This window comes from Acinetobacter dispersus (assembly GCF_009884975.1).
GTDB classification, from domain to species: Bacteria; Pseudomonadota; Gammaproteobacteria; order Pseudomonadales; family Moraxellaceae; genus Acinetobacter; species Acinetobacter dispersus.
Map to the genome: position 1 here is coordinate 1751233 of NZ_CP041970.1, position 16552 is coordinate 1767784.

The 16552-nt window shown below is 40.6% G+C and carries 21 protein-coding genes; 15 read left to right on the forward strand and 6 right to left on the reverse strand.

All coding sequences use genetic code 11. From position 1 onward, the window contains the following. Positions 1-122: 122 nt before the first annotated feature. The 5 genes from FPL17_RS08080 (at position 123) to FPL17_RS08100 (ending at position 4576) form a co-directional block, all read left to right on the forward strand. Positions 123-725 (forward strand): RBBP9/YdeN family alpha/beta hydrolase, encoded by a 603-nt coding sequence (locus tag FPL17_RS08080; RefSeq protein WP_159884384.1) that lies wholly within the window; start codon positions 123-125, stop codon positions 723-725. A gap of 77 nt (positions 726-802) precedes the next feature. After that, the gene (gene cysT / locus FPL17_RS08085; protein WP_159884386.1) at positions 803-1636 is read left to right on the forward strand and encodes a sulfate ABC transporter permease subunit CysT; all 834 of its coding nucleotides are present in this window, start codon (positions 803-805) and stop codon (positions 1634-1636) included. Continuing rightward, on the forward strand, positions 1633-2517 hold the full coding sequence (cysW, locus tag FPL17_RS08090) for a sulfate ABC transporter permease subunit CysW (RefSeq protein WP_005211524.1): 885 nt from the start codon (positions 1633-1635) through the stop codon (positions 2515-2517). The genes cysT and cysW overlap by 4 nt, the downstream gene beginning before the upstream one ends. A gap of 11 nt (positions 2518-2528) precedes the next feature. Beyond that, entirely contained in the window at positions 2529-3599 is a 1071-nt protein-coding gene (locus FPL17_RS08095) for a sulfate/molybdate ABC transporter ATP-binding protein (protein ID WP_159884389.1), read from the forward strand. A 53-nt stretch (positions 3600-3652) separates the two neighbouring features. Then, entirely contained in the window at positions 3653-4576 is a 924-nt protein-coding gene (locus FPL17_RS08100; protein WP_005189937.1) for a CysB family HTH-type transcriptional regulator, read from the forward strand. Between the two features lie 104 nt (positions 4577-4680). Here the strand turns inward: FPL17_RS08100 and carO are convergent, their stop codons facing one another. After that, positions 4681-5436, reverse strand: coding sequence for an ornithine uptake porin CarO type 5 (carO, locus tag FPL17_RS08105; protein WP_159884391.1), 756 nt, complete (start codon positions 5434-5436; stop codon positions 4681-4683). A 296-nt stretch (positions 5437-5732) separates the two neighbouring features. Between carO and dapD the strand changes: the two genes are divergently transcribed. The 8 genes from dapD to FPL17_RS08145 all read left to right on the forward strand — a co-directional run bounded on the left by dapD (position 5733) and on the right by FPL17_RS08145 (position 10914). Then, the gene (dapD, locus tag FPL17_RS08110) at positions 5733-6554 is read left to right on the forward strand and encodes a 2,3,4,5-tetrahydropyridine-2,6-dicarboxylate N-succinyltransferase (protein ID WP_004805724.1); all 822 of its coding nucleotides are present in this window, start codon (positions 5733-5735) and stop codon (positions 6552-6554) included. Positions 6555-6673: 119 nt separating this feature from the next. After that, positions 6674-7384, forward strand: coding sequence for a 7-carboxy-7-deazaguanine synthase QueE (gene queE / locus FPL17_RS08115; RefSeq protein ID WP_005204859.1), 711 nt, complete (start codon positions 6674-6676; stop codon positions 7382-7384). A 77-nt stretch (positions 7385-7461) separates the two neighbouring features. Next, a complete protein-coding gene (gene queC / locus FPL17_RS08120) occupies positions 7462-8130 on the forward strand; it encodes a 7-cyano-7-deazaguanine synthase QueC (RefSeq protein ID WP_216070856.1) in 669 nt (222 codons plus the stop codon). Between the two features lie 31 nt (positions 8131-8161). Continuing rightward, complete coding sequence (locus FPL17_RS08125; protein WP_005151830.1) at positions 8162-8587, forward strand: hypothetical protein; 426 nt, start codon at positions 8162-8164, stop codon at positions 8585-8587. Between the two features lie 94 nt (positions 8588-8681). Further along, positions 8682-9368 (forward strand): Dph6-related ATP pyrophosphatase, encoded by a 687-nt coding sequence (locus FPL17_RS08130; RefSeq protein WP_159884395.1) that lies wholly within the window; start codon positions 8682-8684, stop codon positions 9366-9368. A 19-nt stretch (positions 9369-9387) separates the two neighbouring features. Further along, a complete protein-coding gene (locus FPL17_RS08135) occupies positions 9388-9849 on the forward strand; it encodes a peroxiredoxin (RefSeq protein ID WP_159884397.1) in 462 nt (153 codons plus the stop codon). Positions 9850-9969: 120 nt separating this feature from the next. Next, a complete protein-coding gene (locus FPL17_RS08140; RefSeq protein ID WP_159884399.1) occupies positions 9970-10539 on the forward strand; it encodes a CAP domain-containing protein in 570 nt (189 codons plus the stop codon). Between the two features lie 12 nt (positions 10540-10551). Then, a complete protein-coding gene (locus FPL17_RS08145) occupies positions 10552-10914 on the forward strand; it encodes a glyoxalase superfamily protein (protein WP_159884401.1) in 363 nt (120 codons plus the stop codon). Between the two features lie 13 nt (positions 10915-10927). On the opposite strand, the gene FPL17_RS08150 is transcribed toward FPL17_RS08145, so the two are convergent. Continuing rightward, the gene (locus tag FPL17_RS08150; RefSeq protein WP_167515403.1) at positions 10928-11500 is read right to left on the reverse strand and encodes a nicotinate-nicotinamide nucleotide adenylyltransferase; all 573 of its coding nucleotides are present in this window, start codon (positions 11498-11500) and stop codon (positions 10928-10930) included. Positions 11501-11607: 107 nt separating this feature from the next. Here FPL17_RS08150 and FPL17_RS08155 point away from each other — a divergent pair, with 107 nt between their 5' ends. Together FPL17_RS08155 and FPL17_RS08160 are read left to right on the forward strand one after the other, a co-directional pair. Then, on the forward strand, positions 11608-12408 hold the full coding sequence (locus FPL17_RS08155; RefSeq protein ID WP_005322055.1) for an enoyl-CoA hydratase-related protein: 801 nt from the start codon (positions 11608-11610) through the stop codon (positions 12406-12408). Positions 12409-12542: 134 nt separating this feature from the next. Then, positions 12543-13688 carry a glycerate kinase gene (locus tag FPL17_RS08160; protein WP_159884405.1) on the forward strand — a complete coding sequence of 382 codons (1146 nt, stop codon included), beginning with the start codon at positions 12543-12545 and terminating at the stop codon, positions 13686-13688. Positions 13689-13691: 3 nt separating this feature from the next. On the opposite strand, the gene FPL17_RS08165 is transcribed toward FPL17_RS08160, so the two are convergent. From FPL17_RS08165 to FPL17_RS08175, 4 genes are all read right to left on the reverse strand, one after another. Next, positions 13692-14006 (reverse strand): YqfO family protein, encoded by a 315-nt coding sequence (locus FPL17_RS08165; RefSeq protein ID WP_005204878.1) that lies wholly within the window; start codon positions 14004-14006, stop codon positions 13692-13694. 62 nt (positions 14007-14068) lie between these two features. Continuing rightward, positions 14069-14200: a KGW motif small protein gene (locus FPL17_RS19070; protein WP_266095745.1), complete on the reverse strand. Its 132-nt coding sequence runs from the start codon at positions 14198-14200 to the stop codon at positions 14069-14071. Between the two features lie 100 nt (positions 14201-14300). Continuing rightward, entirely contained in the window at positions 14301-14711 is a 411-nt protein-coding gene (locus FPL17_RS08170; RefSeq protein ID WP_159884407.1) for an NUDIX hydrolase, read from the reverse strand. A 28-nt stretch (positions 14712-14739) separates the two neighbouring features. Beyond that, positions 14740-15951 (reverse strand): multidrug effflux MFS transporter, encoded by a 1212-nt coding sequence (locus FPL17_RS08175; RefSeq protein WP_159884409.1) that lies wholly within the window; start codon positions 15949-15951, stop codon positions 14740-14742. Positions 15952-16552 lie beyond the last annotated feature (601 nt).

The following is a 16552-nucleotide window of genomic DNA, read 5'->3' on the forward strand; positions in this document are numbered from 1 at the left end:
CAGCTCACCTCTTTTGAAAGAGGGGAATTACACAGATTTTAGTTTAGTTACTAAATTCTTGTTACTCCTCCCTTTCTTAAAGGGAGGTTGGGAGGGATTCTAAGGGGTTAAGGAGAATAGACATGATTCATACCGTAATTGTTCCAGGTGTAGGCGGTAGCGAAGCGCAGCATTGGCAGTCTTGGTTACAACAGCAACTCGTGTCTAGCTCTCGCGTTCAACAGAAATATTGGGATCGTCCTGTGTTAAACGAATGGGTTGCTCAATTTGTCAAAACTGTTGTTGCAGCTCCAGCGCCTGTTCAAATCGTTGCACATAGCTTTGGCTGCTTAACCAGTGTTGCTGCGCTTGCTGAACACCCAGAACTCAGAGCAAAAGTTAAAAATCTGATTTTGGTTGCACCCGCGAATCCAGAACGTTTTGGTGAAGCAGGCTTCGCTCGTCATAGCTTGACTGACTATAAACAGTATTTTCAGCAGCTGAAAATTGACGTGCCGACCACGTTATTGATTAGTGAAAATGACCCTTGGTTGGGTTATGTCGATGCACTACAACTTGCTCAAGCATGGAAATTAACACCAATCAATTTAGGTCCAGTTGGCCATATCAATGTTGCTTCTGGATTTGGTCCTTTCCCCGAGATCCTGAACTATCTGCTGCCTGAAAAAAAGACGCAGTTGGTTGCCCGAATGAGTCAGGCAAATTTTAATTTGAAATTTGCCTAACCCCAGCTTTCCGTAATTTTAGTATTCGCATTATTTATTTGCTTGTTTTAGCAAACATTTCTCTTTGAGGAAATATCATGTTGCAGCGTTCCCGAGTGCTGCCTGGGTTTGGTCTCTCATTAGGCTTCACCCTCGCTTACGTGTCTTTGATTGTGCTTATTCCTTTATCTGCTGTATTTATCAAATCTTTAGGGATTGGGTGGGATGGCTTATGGGAAATCTTAACTTCAGAACGAATTTTAAAGTCCTTACAACTGAGCTTTAGCGCTGCATTGATTGCCGCTTTGGTAAATGTAGTCTTTGGCTTATTGCTCGCGTGGTGCTTGGTTCGTTACAACTTCCCTGGCAAACGAATCGTCGATGCTTTGGTGGACTTACCTTTTGCATTACCGACTGCTGTTGCAGGTATTGCATTAACCTCTTTATATGCCCCAACAGGCTGGATTGGACAATATCTTTCCCCTCTTGGGATTGAAGTGGCGTATACCCCGATTGGGATCACACTTGCTTTAATCTTCATTGGTCTCCCCTTCGTGGTTCGTACTGTACAACCTGTACTCAGTGACATTGAAACTGAACTAGAAGAGGCTGCTTCAGCACTTGGAGCGAATCGTTGGCAAACCATTACTAAAATCATTTTGCCGATTTTATTCCCTGCTTTGCTAACAGGTTTTGCCTTAGCTTTTGCGCGTGGCGTTGGCGAGTATGGCTCTGTTATCTTCATTGCAGGCAACCAACCTTATAAAACAGAAATTGCACCATTGATGATCATTTCTCGCTTAGAGGAATACGATTACGCAGGTGCAACCACCATCGCTGTGGTTATGCTCATCCTCTCTTTCGGCATCTTATTTTTAATTAACTTGGTGCAAGCATGGGCTAGTCGTCGTACAGGGAGAGTTGCACAATGAGCTTAAATACCAATAGCAATGCTTTAGCAGTTAAATTACAAGCCAGAGATGCAACCCGAGAACCAACTTGGGTTCGCTATACCTTGATTGGGGTTGCACTGATCTTTTTCCTAAGCTGCTTAATCCTACCGCTGATTTTAGTTTTTGTTGAAGCATTTAAACAAGGTCTGACTGTTTATATCAATGCATTAACCGATTCAGATACTTTATCTGCCGTCAAACTGACCTTACTCACTGCCGCGATTGCAGTGCCAATTAATGTGGTGTTTGGTGTTGCAGCAGCATGGGCAGTTGCAAAATTCCAGTTCCGAGGAAAAGCCATTTTAACCACCATTATTGATATGCCTTTCTCGGTATCGCCAGTTATTGCGGGTTTAATGTTGGTCCTGATTTTTGGTACGCAAGGTTGGATGGGCAGTTGGTTAATGGATCATGACATCAAAATCTTGTACGCCGTACCTGCGATTGTATTAGCCACCATTTTTATTACTGTTCCATTCGTTGCCCGTGAGTTAATTCCTTTAATGGAAGCACAAGGGACTGAGGAAGAAGAAGCTGCGATTGTACTCGGTGCTTCAGGCTGGCAAACCTTCTGGAGAGTGACTTTACCGAATATCAAATGGGGTCTGATTTACGGCGTGATTCTGTGTAATGCCCGTGCAATGGGTGAGTTCGGTGCGGTATCCGTGGTTTCCGGTCATATTCGCGGTCAAACCAATACCTTACCGTTACACGTCGAGATTCTTTATAACGAATATACCTTTAGTGCTGCATTTGCTGTGTCTTCATTACTGGCATTTTTAGCGATCATCACATTGATTTTGAAAACATGGCTAGAAATACGCCAAGAGCAAGCAAATAAACATCAGCCCAATCACTAAGGAATAAACACATGAGTATTCAAGTTAAAAATATTGAAAAACACTTTGGTGCATTCCATGCGCTGAAAAATATCTCTTTGGACTTTCCTGAAGGTGAATTGGTTGCCCTACTTGGTCCTTCAGGCTGCGGAAAAACAACCTTATTACGCATCATTGCAGGCTTAGAATCTGCAGATGGCGGTCAGGTTTTACTTGAAGGTGAAGATGCAACAGACATTCATGTTCGTGAGCGTCAGGTTGGTTTTGTTTTCCAACATTATGCCCTATTCCGCCACATGACTGTTTTTGACAATATTGCCTTTGGTTTACGCGTTCGCCCACGTGCAACACGTCCTTCAGAAGCTGAAATCAAAAAACGCGTAACGCGCTTATTGGATTTGGTACAGCTCGGCTTCTTGGCAGATCGTTACCCTGCTCAGCTTTCTGGTGGTCAGCGTCAACGTATTGCATTAGCCCGCGCGCTCGCAGTTGAACCACGAGTTTTGTTACTTGATGAACCATTTGGTGCACTTGATGCTAAAGTGCGTAAAGAATTACGCCGTTGGTTACGTACCTTACATGATGAGTTGCATATCACTTCAATTTTTGTGACTCACGATCAAGAAGAAGCTTTAGAAGTGGCTGACCAGATCATCGTGATGAACAAAGGTGATGTCGAACAGATTGGTTCACCACGTGAAGTGTATGAAAAACCTGCAACCCCATTTGTTTTTGATTTCCTTGGTCAAGCAAATCGTTTTGAAGGTGAGCATACTGGCGGTATTATCCGTATCGGCGATGATCGTATTCAGCTACCAACACTATTAGATGCGCCACAAGGGAAAGTCATTGCATTTGCACGACCAAATGAATTACATATTCATACCCAACCTCAAGCCAATACCATTGAGGCAACATTCTTACGTGAAGTGTGGATTGCAGGTAGAGTTGTAGCGGAATTACAAGATCGTAGTGGACGTACTATCGAAATTTTATTAAGTGTAGAAGAAGCGAACTTACATCAATTCAAACCAAATCAAAACGTTTGGATCAGTGCAGCTCAACTTCATTTATTCGCAGATCAAACAACGCAAGTTGCTTAAAATAATATTGATGGGGTAAAACACGCCCCATCCTCTTATGAGGAAAAACTTTTATGAACTTCCAACAACTCAGAATTATTCGAGAAACTGTTCGCCAAAACTTTAATTTAACTGAAGCATCTGCGGCACTTTATACCTCCCAATCTGGTGTCAGTAAACACATTAAAGATTTAGAAGATGAATTAGGTGTACAGCTATTTGTACGTAAAGGTAAACGCTTATTAGGCCTCACCGAACCAGGTCAATCATTATTAAGCATTGTAGAGCGCATGCTAGTCGATGCTGACAATATTAAACGTCTAGCCGATGATTTTAATAAAGTTGATGAAGGCACATTGACTATTGCAACCACACATACTCAAGCACGTTATGTACTGCCACCGATTGTGAATCAATTTAAAAAATTATTTCCAAAAGTACATTTGGTTTTACAACAGGCTAGCCCTGTTGAGATTGCAGAAATGCTACTCCAAGGTGAAGCAGATATTGGTATTGCAACCGAATCATTAACAACAGAAGATAATTTGGCCAGCGTGCCTTATTATGAATGGCATCACAGTATCATTACACCGAAAGATCATCCATTAGCAAAGCTCGATAAAATCAGCCTAGATGTGTTAGCTGAATATCCTCTGATTACCTACCACGGCGGTTTCACAGGACGTTCTAAAATCGATAAGGCTTTTGAAGATGCACAATTGCATGCCGACATTGTAATGTCAGCCCTCGATGCCGATGTCATCAAAACCTATGTTGAACTGAATATGGGCGTCGGAATTGTCAACGATGTCGCTTATGATGCAGAGCGTGATTATCGTTTACAGCAAATCAAAACAGATATATTTGGTGTTAATACGACATGGATTGCGGTACGTAAAGGACACCTGCTCCGTGGCTATGGTTATGAATTTATCTCGCTCTGCTCACCAGAGACGGATATTAAAGCACTAAAAAAAGTGGCTTATCCAGAAGAATAAATTATCCAAAAAAACAAAAGGCTCATATGAGCCTTTTGTTTTACTTAATTAAAGAGCATAAAAAAACGAGCATTAAGCTCGTTTTTTTATGCTGAATGCATGGATTAGAACTTGAAGCTCACACCCACTTTTGCAACTGGCATCCACTCATATTTACTTTTGTTTTCAATATTACGTTGTTCTTTATCAACAGCGCTTTCTAAAGTATTACCGTTACTACCGATGATTTGATCATCGCCAGAAGTTTTTAAGTTAACGGTTGGGTTACCTGTATAATAAGCACCAACTTCACCAAATAAACCGATATTTTTATACACAGGGGCATTTAAACCAAAACCTACGTATGGTGCGATATCATTATCATAATTCATCGTACCATCAATTTGTGCACTCTGACTATTGGTTGTTGTAAAGCGCTCACCATTAACCCGAACCAAACTGTTGCCACCAACACGTTTTTTCAAATCATAGGTATTGTCAAGATAACCAACACCTGCTGCTACATAAAGAGCACGAGCAAATGCATTTTGGTTAGTACCCCATGGGTAAATTTCAGCATTTAAATATGCTGTTTTATTATCCATGTCCATATCATATTTCGTGCCATCAACTTTCAAACTGTCTGACCAAGAAATATCGCCACCATTATAACCAAGGCTTAAGCTCACGTATGGATTGACTTTATATGAAATTGCACCACCGTAGCCTGTCGTACCTACTTCAGCACGAACTGAAACTGGATCTAAGTATGAAGGGAATGCATAAACTGATTCCTTCACAACTTGCTCATCTGCTGCAAATGCAGTACCTGCAATCGCTGTTAATGCACCTGCTGCTAACATAACACGCAAAGCTTTCATTGAAGTCTCCTCACAAAACGCTTTTATTTAAATAAATATATAATTGTTGCTTGTGGACTAAGCATAAAAGAATGCTCGCTAACTTTTTATACAGAAACTGATTACTTTTTGTTATTTTTTGATACAAATTCGAATGAATTATGTATTTCTAAATTATAGATAAAAAACAATGGACTCCATTTTTATTACAGTTTTGTTGCGCAAATTTAAAACAATATATTGTAACTACTTTTTTCAAAGATTCTTGCCACAAATTAGTGTAAAATCTTCAAAATTTTTTTGGAAGAACGAAGATCATGTCTCAGCTTTCTACAATCATTGAGCAAGCATTTGAAGACCGTGCCAACTATAGCGCAACGGACTGCCCAACAGAAATCCGTCAAGCTGTAGAAGAAGCATTGACTGCTTTAGACAACGGTACACTTCGCGTAGCGGAAAAAATCGATGGTGAGTGGGTTGTTCACCAATGGTTAAAAAAAGCAGTTTTACTTTCATTCAAACTCAATGACAACAAGCCAATTGAAGCTTGTGATCTTCGTTTCTATGACAAAGTAGATACTAAATACGCAGGTTGGACTGAAGAACAGTTCAAAGCTGCGGGTGTACGTGTTGTACCGCCTGCTGTAGCTCGTCGTGGTAGTTTCCAAGCGAAAAATGTGATTTTGATGCCTTCATATGTCAACATCGGTGCTTATGTAGATGAAGGTACCATGGTTGATACATGGGCTACTGTAGGTTCATGTGCGCAAATCGGTAAAAATGTTCACTTATCTGGTGGCGTTGGTATCGGTGGTGTTTTAGAGCCATTACAAGCAAACCCAACCATTATTGAAGATAACTGTTTCATCGGTGCACGTTCTGAAATCGTTGAAGGTGTGATTGTTGAAGAAGGTTCTGTCATCTCAATGGGCGTTTTCATTGGTCAATCAACCAAGATCTTCGATCGTGAGACTGGTGAAGTTCATTATGGCCGCGTACCAGCAGGTTCTGTGGTTGTTGCGGGTAGCCTTCCATCTAAATGCGGTACTTACAGCCTTTACGCTGCAATCATCGTGAAAAAAGTTGATGCGAAAACACGTGCAAAAACGAGCCTAAACGATTTATTGCGTGCAGACTAATTTATAATATTTATTGCGGAACTTGGTCGTTCCCCGTCTCTACGATCAGTCATGGTCGTAGAGATTTTGTTTTTTATGTACATGCTGCTTGTGTAGCAACTGTTTTGTGGTAACTGTTTATGGCTTCCTTACGTTCTTCTGCAATTCCTGTCTCAGATCCTGCGGCAGGTTTACGCATCACAGAGATTTTTTACTCTTTGCAAGGCGAAGCGAATACGTTTGGTCTACCGACCGTGTTTATTCGTTTAACAGGTTGCCCTTTACGTTGTAGTTATTGCGATACGACCTACTCTTTTGAAGGTGGTGAGCGCTTATCGCTTGAACAGATTATCGAAACTGCAAGCCAACATAAAACACCTTATATTTGCGTCACAGGCGGCGAGCCTCTTGCTCAGCCGAATTGCCTGATTTTATTACAGCGCCTATGTGACCTCGGTTTTGAAGTATCTCTAGAAACCAGTGGTGCCTTAGATGTGTCTAAAGTTGATCCACGTGTTTCTAAAGTACTGGATTTAAAAACACCGACCTCTAAAGAAGATCATCGAAACCTATACAGCAATCTTGACTATTTAACGCCACATGATCAGATTAAATTTGTGATTTGTAATCGTGCGGACTATGAGTGGTCTAAACAACAACTTGAACAATTCCAGTTGCAAGATAAAGTGAGTACAGTATGGTTCTCGCCTGCTTTTGCAGTTGAAAAAGGTGCTGTTGCCCTGCCTGCTTTGGCACGTGACTTAGCCCAATGGATTCTAGAAGACCATCTCCCTGTTCGTTTCCAATTACAGTTGCATAAGCTGTTATGGAATGATGAATCTGGTCGTTAAAATACTTACCATCTCCGTTCTGCAAAATAGATCGGCTTTTATCAAATTTATTTTTAGGTTGAATCATGGAAAATAATATGCGTTCTCGTGCCATCGTATTATTGTCTGGCGGCTTAGACTCAACAACGTGTCTTGCTTGGGCACAGGCAAATTATGAATGTATCGCCTTAAGCTTTATGTATGGTCAACGTTCAACGACTGAACTTGATGCAGCCAAGGCACTTGCACAACGTGCAGGCGTAGAACACCGTGTCATTAATATTGATTTGGGCAATTTGGGCGGTTCTGCACTTACAGATCATAACATTGAAGTCCCAGAACAATTACAAGAAGGCATTCCTGTAACTTATGTTCCAGCACGTAACACTATTTTCTTATCTTATGCACTTGCTGCAGCCGAAGTTTTTGACGCATCTGCCATCGTGATTGGGATCAATGCTGTTGATTATTCAGGATATCCTGACTGTCGCCCTGAATTTATTGACGCTTTTGCCAATCTTGCCCGTTTGGCAACAAAAGCTGGTGTTGAAGGAAAACCCCTTAAAATTGAAACACCTTTGTTACATTTATCTAAAGCGAATATTATACGCTTAGGCATCGAACATGGCGTAGACTATAGTCAAACGGTATCCTGCTATCAGGCAGATGCTCAAGGACGTGCATGTGGCAAATGCGACAGCTGTCGTTTACGTCAACAAGGTTTTATCGAAGCAGGTATTGCGGATCCAACGCGTTACGCTGAATAACCGATATAGGGTAAAAAATTAGGTACATTATATGAAGTTTTCTAAATCAAATCTTATTCTTTCTACAATGATGTCAGCTGCTGCATTATTTGCAACAGCAACTCACGCAGCTGATAACCCATTACAAACTGCGTATAAAAGTACCAATGTAAAAGCAGCGTTGGTCAATGTATGTAAAGACCAAACTGCGAAAGGCGGCAAATTAACAGCGGCAGAAGTAAGCAAGTTCTGTGGTTGCCAAATTGATGCACAAGGTAAAGTAACTGAAGCACAAAAATGGGAAATCCAAAGTGCAATCAACGCGAAGAAAAGCCCAAGTTCTTTAGGTTTTGTACAACAGCAAAATAAAGACTTACAAGCTTGCCTAGGTGCGCCGCTTGTAACTAAGCTTGAAAAACTAACTGAAGAAGCAATGAAAGCTGCTCAACAACAGCAGCAACAAGCACCGAAAAAATAAGCTTGTCTTGCTCAGAACAAAGCCTGCATTTATGCAGGCTTTGTTTATAGGGTTTGTTAAAATCTCTTTTATCATGAATAAGTTGAATAACAGCATGCAAGACCAGTGGAAAACCAATGCGGATCAAAGGCAGTCAATCGTCTCTTTTAGTGGTGGTAAAGACAGTTCCCTCGCCTTATACCATGCCATGCAAACAGGTACAGTGATCGGACTGATTGTGATGCTGGAAGAGCAAGGACAACGCTCGCGGTCACATGCAATGCCACTGGATATTATCCGTGCGCAAGCAGATGCAATTGGTTTACCTGTGTATATGACGTCATCAAGTTGGGCTGATTATGAAACAAAGTTTATCGCGCTACTCAATCAAGCCAAACAACACGGTGCTGAAGTACTGGTAACAGGTGATTTGGATATGCCTCAACATGGCTGTTGGCATGATCAGGTGACTCAGCAAGTGGGTCTAAAATTAGGCATGCCGCTGTGGTTACGCCCACATAAAGAAGTGGTAGAAGAGTTTATCAATCTAGGATTTAAAAGTGTCATTGTAACGGTCAATCTTAAACTCGGTATGAAAGTCGAGGATCTAGGTAAAATTTTAACCCTAGACTATATTCAGGAATTAGAAAGTCGTGGCATTGACCCATGTGGTGAAGGTGGTGAATTCCACACTACCGTGATTGATGGACCAATTTTTAACAAAGCTATTCCTGTACGTCATGGCGATATTGTTTATCATGAGGAATATGCTTTTTTACCCCTTGAGCTTGAACAAAATTAACTTTATCGAAGGATAAACAATGTCTGAGAATATTCAATTACCGGATCACACTTTCCCAACCACACAAGGTGAAATCAATTTGGCTGAGACTAGCAGTGAATGGTTGGTACTCTATTTCTATCCTAAAGACTCAACCCCTGGTTGTACCACTCAAGCAGTGGGCTTTTCTTGCTTAAAAGACCAATTTGATGCGTTAAACTGTCAAATTATTGGCGTATCACGCGACTCGGTCAAAGCGCATCAGAACTTCACTGAAAAACAAGCACTCACGATTGACTTAATCAGTGATAAAGAAGAAGTGTTATGCAAACATTTCGATGTGATCAAAGAAAAAAATATGTATGGCAAACAAGTGATGGGCATCGAACGCTCAACTTTTATTTTCCATAACCAGCAATTGGTCAAAAGCTATCGCAAAGTCAAAGCTGCTGGACACGCTGAGCAAGTGCTTGAAGACCTTAAAGCACTACAAACTGCTTAATCACATGTAATAACAAAAAAGCGGGTTCTAAACTCGCTTTTTTTATTCAAGCAAATTGCTGTCAGCTTCGCGCTTGGCGTATGATAAACAGATTAAAAGAATAAGCTAAAGACTTCAAAAATGAATTATCTCAATGTGTTCTTATCATTACCCTTACTTATGTTTGTATCTGCATGCAATTCCAATGCACCTACGACTTCTCAAGACTCTGCTCCCATAGTCGCACAAATTCAAAAATCAGCGACCGAAATACGTTGCCAAGACCTACAAAACCCTGCATATCAACAAGTGCTTCTTGATGCAATTAATGAAATTCGGCAACATCCACGTCAATGTGGTGGACAGTATTTTCCCGCAGTTGCACCACTTCGATGGAACAATCACTTATATCAAAGTGCCTTGGCGCATGCCGAAGATATGGCGCAGTCCAGTGTGCTTGGACATGTGAGTAGCACAGGTCAAGATTTTAGAACCCGTCTAAAACAAACATCATTTAAAGGGCGAGGCGGCGGTGAAAACGTAGCACGTGGACAAAAAAATTTAAATGATGTGATGGCCACATGGCTTGCCAGTCCAGTGCATTGTCATAATTTAATGCATCCAAAATTTACAGATTATGCGCTAGCCTGTACAGTCGATGCCTCAACCAAGCAAAAAAGTTATTGGACTCAACAATTTGGTGTTCGATAAAAAGGAATAAGCATGCAATCTGGCTCTATTACCCCGATTTTCCGTATTTTTGATATTGCACTTGCGCAAGCATTTTATCTTGAGTATTTGGGCTTCCAATTGGAATGGCAACATACTTTTGGGGATAACTTCCCGCTTTATCTACAGATTTCCAAAGAGGATTGCATCATTCATTTAACTGAGCATTTCGGTGATGCTAGCCCGCATAGTGCGATTCGTATTTATTGGGAGAATCTCAGTTTGCTTCATGCAGAATTGGATGCAAAAGATTATAAATTTGCCAAACCTCACATTGAGAAGACCGATTGGGAAACATTGGAGCTGAGTATCACCGATCCATTTTCAAATCGAATTATCTTTTGGGAAGATGCCTAATCTTCCCTTTGTATTAAGACTCATCGATATTGGAGCGGTCATTGTGCTTAAATTTTTGCTGCAATTGTTGATACATCGATGATTTTTGAAATTCACTCAGAAACTGGATTGTCCCTTCAGGAAAAAATTTAGTTTGAATCTCACCACGATAATAAGCTTCACGCATTGGTGTTGCTGAAATTGAATCTTTCAAACTATCCAGTTCCACCATCTGCCACTCAGGAAATAAACGTAAATAATACGAAGATTCATCCTTAAAGTGACCAATTAACCCGACTTTTGCATTGGGCTGAATGACCGCATTGACCAAATCTTTAACCTGCTTAACCCATTTTTCATCGTTATAGACATCAACGACATGCACAAAATAAATCCGCTTTTGATCTTCGTCAGAAAAGTTCGACAAAATCATTTGCTCACGTTCAGATGCTAAAAAGGGATTTTTGATATTCCGTTCAGATTGAGCCGAGCCCAAAGCCAAGATCACGTTCTGACTTTGTTGTAATGCAATTTCAATGGTTTGCATATGCGCCAAATGAAAAGGCTGAAAACGTCCAATAAAAACAAGATAGTCAAATGTGTACATAGGCGTAATTTCACTTTTTGTGAACTCATCAGTTGTGTCATTCAGATAAATATGCGACATAATGAGGGCACTTAAAAATCAATCTGGATTAAAGCAAGGATAGTACGATGACACTTAGCTGTATTCAACAACCTCATCAACATTTGCAAGCAAATTTAGAAGATGGCGTACTCACCTTAGCCATTAACCGTTCAGAAGCAAAAAATGCACTCTATGGCGAACTTTATCTTTGGATCGCAAAAGCTTTGGATGAAGCAGATGCGGATAAAGACGTTCGTGTGGTGATCTTCCGTGGTGCAGAACAAGACTTTACTGCGGGTAATGACATGAAAGACTTTATGGGCTTTATCCAAAAGCCACATGAAGGTAAAGCTGGCGATCAACCTCCATTTGTATTGTTAAAAGCTGCTGCACGGTTATCTAAGCCATTGATCATTGCGGTCAAAGGTGTAGCAATTGGTATTGGTGTAACGCTGCTATTACATGCTGACCTCGTTTTCGCAGACAATACTGCCCTGTTCCAAATTCCATTTGTCAGCCTTGGCCTGTCTCCGGAAGGTGCTGCAAGTCGTTTATTGGTGAAACAGGCAGGTTATCAAAAAGCAGCCGAGTTATTATTCACGGCGAAAAAATTTGATGCAGCAACTGCAGTAAAAGCAAATCTAGTCAATGATGTGGTTGAAGATGTCTATGCCACTGCACAACAAACGGCTCAACATTTAGCTGCATTGCCATTGGCGTCGATCAAACAAAGTAAGGCACTGATGAAACAAGACTTAGCTGAAATCATTCAGTGTGTTGATGATGAAGCTGAAATCTTTATGCAACGTGTACGTTCTCCTGAAATGATGGAAGCTGTTCAAGCCTTTATGCAAAAGCGTAAACCTGATTTTTCTCAGTTTAATTAATGCGACAGTCGTTGATTAAACCAAGCCACTGAGTTACTCAACTTAGTGGCTTTTTTATTTTCGTCATTTATCTAGATATTCAACATCGGACAGACTAAGCTCAAGTTAGATTAAAATTAGATTGCAAAGAATTTATGAAAGTTGTGATAGCCCCAGATTCATTTAAGGATAGCCTATCTGCACATGATATTGCTCAGGCGATTGCTTTAGGTTGGCAACAAGTCTTTCCTAATGCAGAAATCATTCAATGCCCAATGGCAGATGGTGGTGAAGGATCAATTGAAACTGTTTTAGCGGCTTGTTCAGGTCAATGGCGTGAGCAGATGGTACAAGGTCCACTTGGACAACCTGTACTGGCAAAATGGGGCTGGTTAGATACTAAAAAGATCGCCATCATTGAAATGGCTCAAGCCAGTGGTATCCAGTTGGTGCAACCTGCTGATCGTGATGCATGTATCAGCAGTACATTTGGTACAGGTGAGCTGATCCTGGCTGCTTTAGATGCAGGTGCAAAAGAAATAGTACTGACTGTGGGTGGCAGTGCAACCAATGATGCTGGTACAGGGCTTTTATCTGCATTAGGTGCTAAGTTTTTAGATGCAGATCATCGAGTCTTGCCTGCTGGTGGTCTTGCTCTGCAAAACTTGGCACAGATCAATCTAGAAAATTTCGATCCACGGATTCAACAAACCCAATTTTTATTGGCTGCTGATGTGACCAATCCACTTTGCGGCCCAAATGGTGCTTCACATATTTTTGGGCCACAAAAAGGCGCTTCGCCTCAACAAGTGTTGGAGTTAGATCAAGCTCTCTCCCATTTTGCCGACGTTACTGCTCAATTGCTTGGCGTCGATCAACGTAATGAAGCTGGTGCAGGAGCCGCAGGCGGACTTGGTTTTGCCGCTAAAACCTTCTTAAAGGCTGAGTTTCGATCTGGAGTTGAAGTCATTGCAGAACTGAATCAACTTGCTGCCAAAATCCAAGGCGCTGATTGGGTAATTACAGGTGAAGGAAAGTTTGATGAGCAGACCTTAAATGGCAAAACACCGTTTGGCGTCGCTAAAATTGCACAAGCAGCCAATATCCCTGTCATTGTGATTGCAGGAACGCTTGGAGAGAATTACCAAGCACTTTACGCCCACGGTATTACGGCTGCTTTTTCATTAACCTCAGGCCCAATCAGCCTAGAAGAAGCTTGTACCAGTGCAGCAGAACTGGTGAGCGCACGAACAACGGATATTGCTCGATTGATTCAAAGCAGTATGCTTAGAAAAGAATAGAGTTTATTGAATATCTAAAATCTGGATAAACTCAAAAGCAGGTTCTTCATAAGGATGGCTTGCCTTTAAAGCTTTTGCCACAGCACTGGCCTTTTCTTCAGAGACAATAGTTTCAACTCGCCATTCTTCGAGCTGCTCTAATTCATCTAATTGTCCTAAGAAAGGATTTGCACCTTTTACGGGCTTAAATTGCCCAATGCCTTTGACTTGCCAAGCACAATGTTCGTAATTACCAATACCGCCCGCACCTGCTTCAAAAACCGCTTGTTTGGTAGCTTCCAGATGAGATTCTGGAACGTAATAAATCAGCTTTAACATCTTAAAATGGCTCAAATCGAAATCAATTAGACTTCAATCATAACGTTATAAAAGTTGAACAATCAAAGTGAAATATTGATGATGAGATAACTCACGACGATAAAAAGCAGTTGGATAAACACAGTTAAGCCAAACCAAAACCAGCCTTTGTCTTTTGAATGGCTTACTCTCAAATAGTTTTCATTTTTCATCATGTTGCTCTCTCATATCTTATTTATTATTGAAATATGATAAGCAAGAATTGAGCCAATTAGAAAAGATGCAATACCAATATAAAGAATCGATGCTCTGTAATCATATTAAATAATTAGCTTCTCTCAAAAATGCCAATGCTTCTTGAAAACTCTGATGCCAACTCTCATTTGGCTTTTGATTTAAAGGGAACCAAAAGAACTCAAAATCTAAGCCACCGTCATCCTGACAATGATGTATCCAAGTTTCAGCTAAATCTGCGCTGACCTCACATAAATAGAAATACCAATCTTGCTGATTAGATTTGAGTTTAAAATTTCCAATAAACTTGGGATTTGGTTCAGCAATCAATCCGGCTTCTTCAAATAATTCACGGATTGCAGCTTCATCATATTTTTCATCATACTCTATTGTCCCTTTAACTAATTGAATCCCTGCAAGTGGATGCCGAAAAGCCAATATTTCCAAGCCATGCTTTTGATGTCTTAAAATTACTGGAACAACTTTTTTCATATTTTCTTATCTTCCGAGCATCAACGACTTAACTATCAGAACTTAATATTTTTAACTGCCTTCTCTCGTATAGTGTCATCGCAAAGGCTAACCCACACAAAATCACAAAGCCACTGGTCATCGGAATCAAGGTACCGTTATAAAGCTGCCCAATAATCGAAGCGAGTATTAAAGACAGTACGGATGAAGATGCCCCAATAATCGCCGAAGCCATACCTGCCACATGCCCCATCGGTTCCATTGCAATCGCATTGAGATTGCCAAACAGTGTTCCAAACAACAAAAATAAAATGCAGGCATACAGCATAAACATCCAGAATGAAACGGCGACACCAGCGAGCTGAATAATGAGGAACAGCAATGAAATTAAACATAGACCAAGAAAGCCATAAATACAGATGGGGCGCATCCCAAACTTCATGACAATTCTAGAATTAGTAAAAGATGCAATCCCCATCACACCTGCTAATAGCGCAAAGTAAGCACTAAATTCCTGCCCTGTTTTGCCAAATTGCTGCATAAAGATTTGTTGTGAAGTCCCAAGATATCCAATAAAACCGCCAAAACAAAAACCTGCACATAGCAAATAACTCATGGTGGTTTTATTGCTCACCACTTCTTTGAAGCCATCTTTAAATGCTTGTACACGCATCGGCAAACGATTTTCAGGCACTAAAGTTTCTTCTAGCCTTAAAGCGACCCACGTGCCAACAGCGATGGCATAGACCATATACAATACAAAAATATCGCGCCAGCCAAAGAAATGGATGATCAACTGTCCCAAGCTCGGTGCAACTGCAGGTGCGACCATAAACACCATCATGATCAATGACATAATGCGTGCCATTTGGGCACCACTGTATTTATCTCGAACGATGGAAATCGAAGCCACATAAGGCCCTGAAACACCAACACCCTGAATAAAACGCCCCAGCAGAAACCATTCAAAACTCTGGGTGGAATAGCATAATAAACTGCCCAAAAAGTAGATCACGATGCCTGTAAATAAAATCCGTTTTCGCCCAATCGCATCTGACAATGGTCCTGCAATCAATTGACCGATTGTCATTCCTGAGAAAATACTGATGATGACCCATTGCGCCTGATTGCTATTTTGCAAAGTAAAAACACGACCAATTTCACCCAGTGCAGGTAAAACAGCATCAATTGAAAATGAGACGATGGACATGAGTAATGCCATCAGCAGTGCGAATTCGCGGAAATGGATTTTTGATTTCATTGTACTTCCAGTTGCTGGGCATGATGAGTTAGAGCAGAAAATCACATAAATCGTTATATATCATTTTCTCTTTTGGGATCAGTGCTTATGTTTGTCGTTCCCAGAAAAGAATGATCGAGCAGGCACTTCATCCGACTGAATAATACTATAAGGTTTTGACATAGGCGCTTATGACAGCATTCAGTATAAAAAATAGCAGGCTAATATAAAAATAAGTTAAGTTTAAAAAATTATTTCTTTGTCTTTTGTATACATAGATAGGGAGCAAGATAAACCACTCCCATGCGGGACAAAAGGCATGTTTTTCCTTCAAAAATTTTCTATCTTGTATAAAAATAATAATTTGTAAGACGACCACAGCCAGATAAAAAATATAAATTACCTTAAAGTCGAATCCAGATTTAGCCAATAGCAAGCTTCCAATAAAACTGATCAATGGTAGGAAAATTAACAACTTAAAACTTGGGTTATTGAGTTTCTCTAATTCTTTAAGCTGATTCATTTTTCTGAGTGTCCTGTTGTCTTTTTCTTTTAATATCCCATGATTTTATTCATGCATCGAGATAAAGAAAATGCCACTCGAGAGTGGCATTTTCAAGCA

What these genes read in the sequence shown, in the direction of transcription:
- FPL17_RS08160 (WP_159884405.1), top strand. Translation starts at nt 12,543, where the DNA reads ATGAAAGTTGTGATAGCCCCAGATTCATTTAAGGATAGCCTATCTGCA.
- FPL17_RS19070 (WP_266095745.1), bottom strand. Translation starts at nt 14,200, where the DNA reads ATGATGAAAAATGAAAACTATTTGAGAGTAAGCCATTCAAAAGACAAA.
- FPL17_RS08130 (WP_159884395.1), top strand. Translation starts at nt 8,682, where the DNA reads ATGCAAGACCAGTGGAAAACCAATGCGGATCAAAGGCAGTCAATCGTC.
- carO (WP_159884391.1), bottom strand. Translation starts at nt 5,436, where the DNA reads ATGAAAGCTTTGCGTGTTATGTTAGCAGCAGGTGCATTAACAGCGATT.
- FPL17_RS08165 (WP_005204878.1), bottom strand. Translation starts at nt 14,006, where the DNA reads ATGTTAAAGCTGATTTATTACGTTCCAGAATCTCATCTGGAAGCTACC.
- queE (WP_005204859.1), top strand. Translation starts at nt 6,674, where the DNA reads ATGGCTTCCTTACGTTCTTCTGCAATTCCTGTCTCAGATCCTGCGGCA.
- FPL17_RS08170 (WP_159884407.1), bottom strand. Translation starts at nt 14,711, where the DNA reads ATGAAAAAAGTTGTTCCAGTAATTTTAAGACATCAAAAGCATGGCTTG.
- FPL17_RS08150 (WP_167515403.1), bottom strand. Translation starts at nt 11,500, where the DNA reads ATGTACACATTTGACTATCTTGTTTTTATTGGACGTTTTCAGCCTTTT.
- FPL17_RS08145 (WP_159884401.1), top strand. Translation starts at nt 10,552, where the DNA reads ATGCAATCTGGCTCTATTACCCCGATTTTCCGTATTTTTGATATTGCA.
- FPL17_RS08155 (WP_005322055.1), top strand. Translation starts at nt 11,608, where the DNA reads ATGACACTTAGCTGTATTCAACAACCTCATCAACATTTGCAAGCAAAT.
- FPL17_RS08095 (WP_159884389.1), top strand. Translation starts at nt 2,529, where the DNA reads ATGAGTATTCAAGTTAAAAATATTGAAAAACACTTTGGTGCATTCCAT.
- FPL17_RS08080 (WP_159884384.1), top strand. Translation starts at nt 123, where the DNA reads ATGATTCATACCGTAATTGTTCCAGGTGTAGGCGGTAGCGAAGCGCAG.
- dapD (WP_004805724.1), top strand. Translation starts at nt 5,733, where the DNA reads ATGTCTCAGCTTTCTACAATCATTGAGCAAGCATTTGAAGACCGTGCC.
- cysT (WP_159884386.1), top strand. Translation starts at nt 803, where the DNA reads ATGTTGCAGCGTTCCCGAGTGCTGCCTGGGTTTGGTCTCTCATTAGGC.
- FPL17_RS08175 (WP_159884409.1), bottom strand. Translation starts at nt 15,951, where the DNA reads ATGAAATCAAAAATCCATTTCCGCGAATTCGCACTGCTGATGGCATTA.
- FPL17_RS08100 (WP_005189937.1), top strand. Translation starts at nt 3,653, where the DNA reads ATGAACTTCCAACAACTCAGAATTATTCGAGAAACTGTTCGCCAAAAC.
- queC (WP_216070856.1), top strand. Translation starts at nt 7,462, where the DNA reads ATGCGTTCTCGTGCCATCGTATTATTGTCTGGCGGCTTAGACTCAACA.
- FPL17_RS08140 (WP_159884399.1), top strand. Translation starts at nt 9,970, where the DNA reads ATGAATTATCTCAATGTGTTCTTATCATTACCCTTACTTATGTTTGTA.
- FPL17_RS08135 (WP_159884397.1), top strand. Translation starts at nt 9,388, where the DNA reads ATGTCTGAGAATATTCAATTACCGGATCACACTTTCCCAACCACACAA.
- FPL17_RS08125 (WP_005151830.1), top strand. Translation starts at nt 8,162, where the DNA reads ATGAAGTTTTCTAAATCAAATCTTATTCTTTCTACAATGATGTCAGCT.
- cysW (WP_005211524.1), top strand. Translation starts at nt 1,633, where the DNA reads ATGAGCTTAAATACCAATAGCAATGCTTTAGCAGTTAAATTACAAGCC.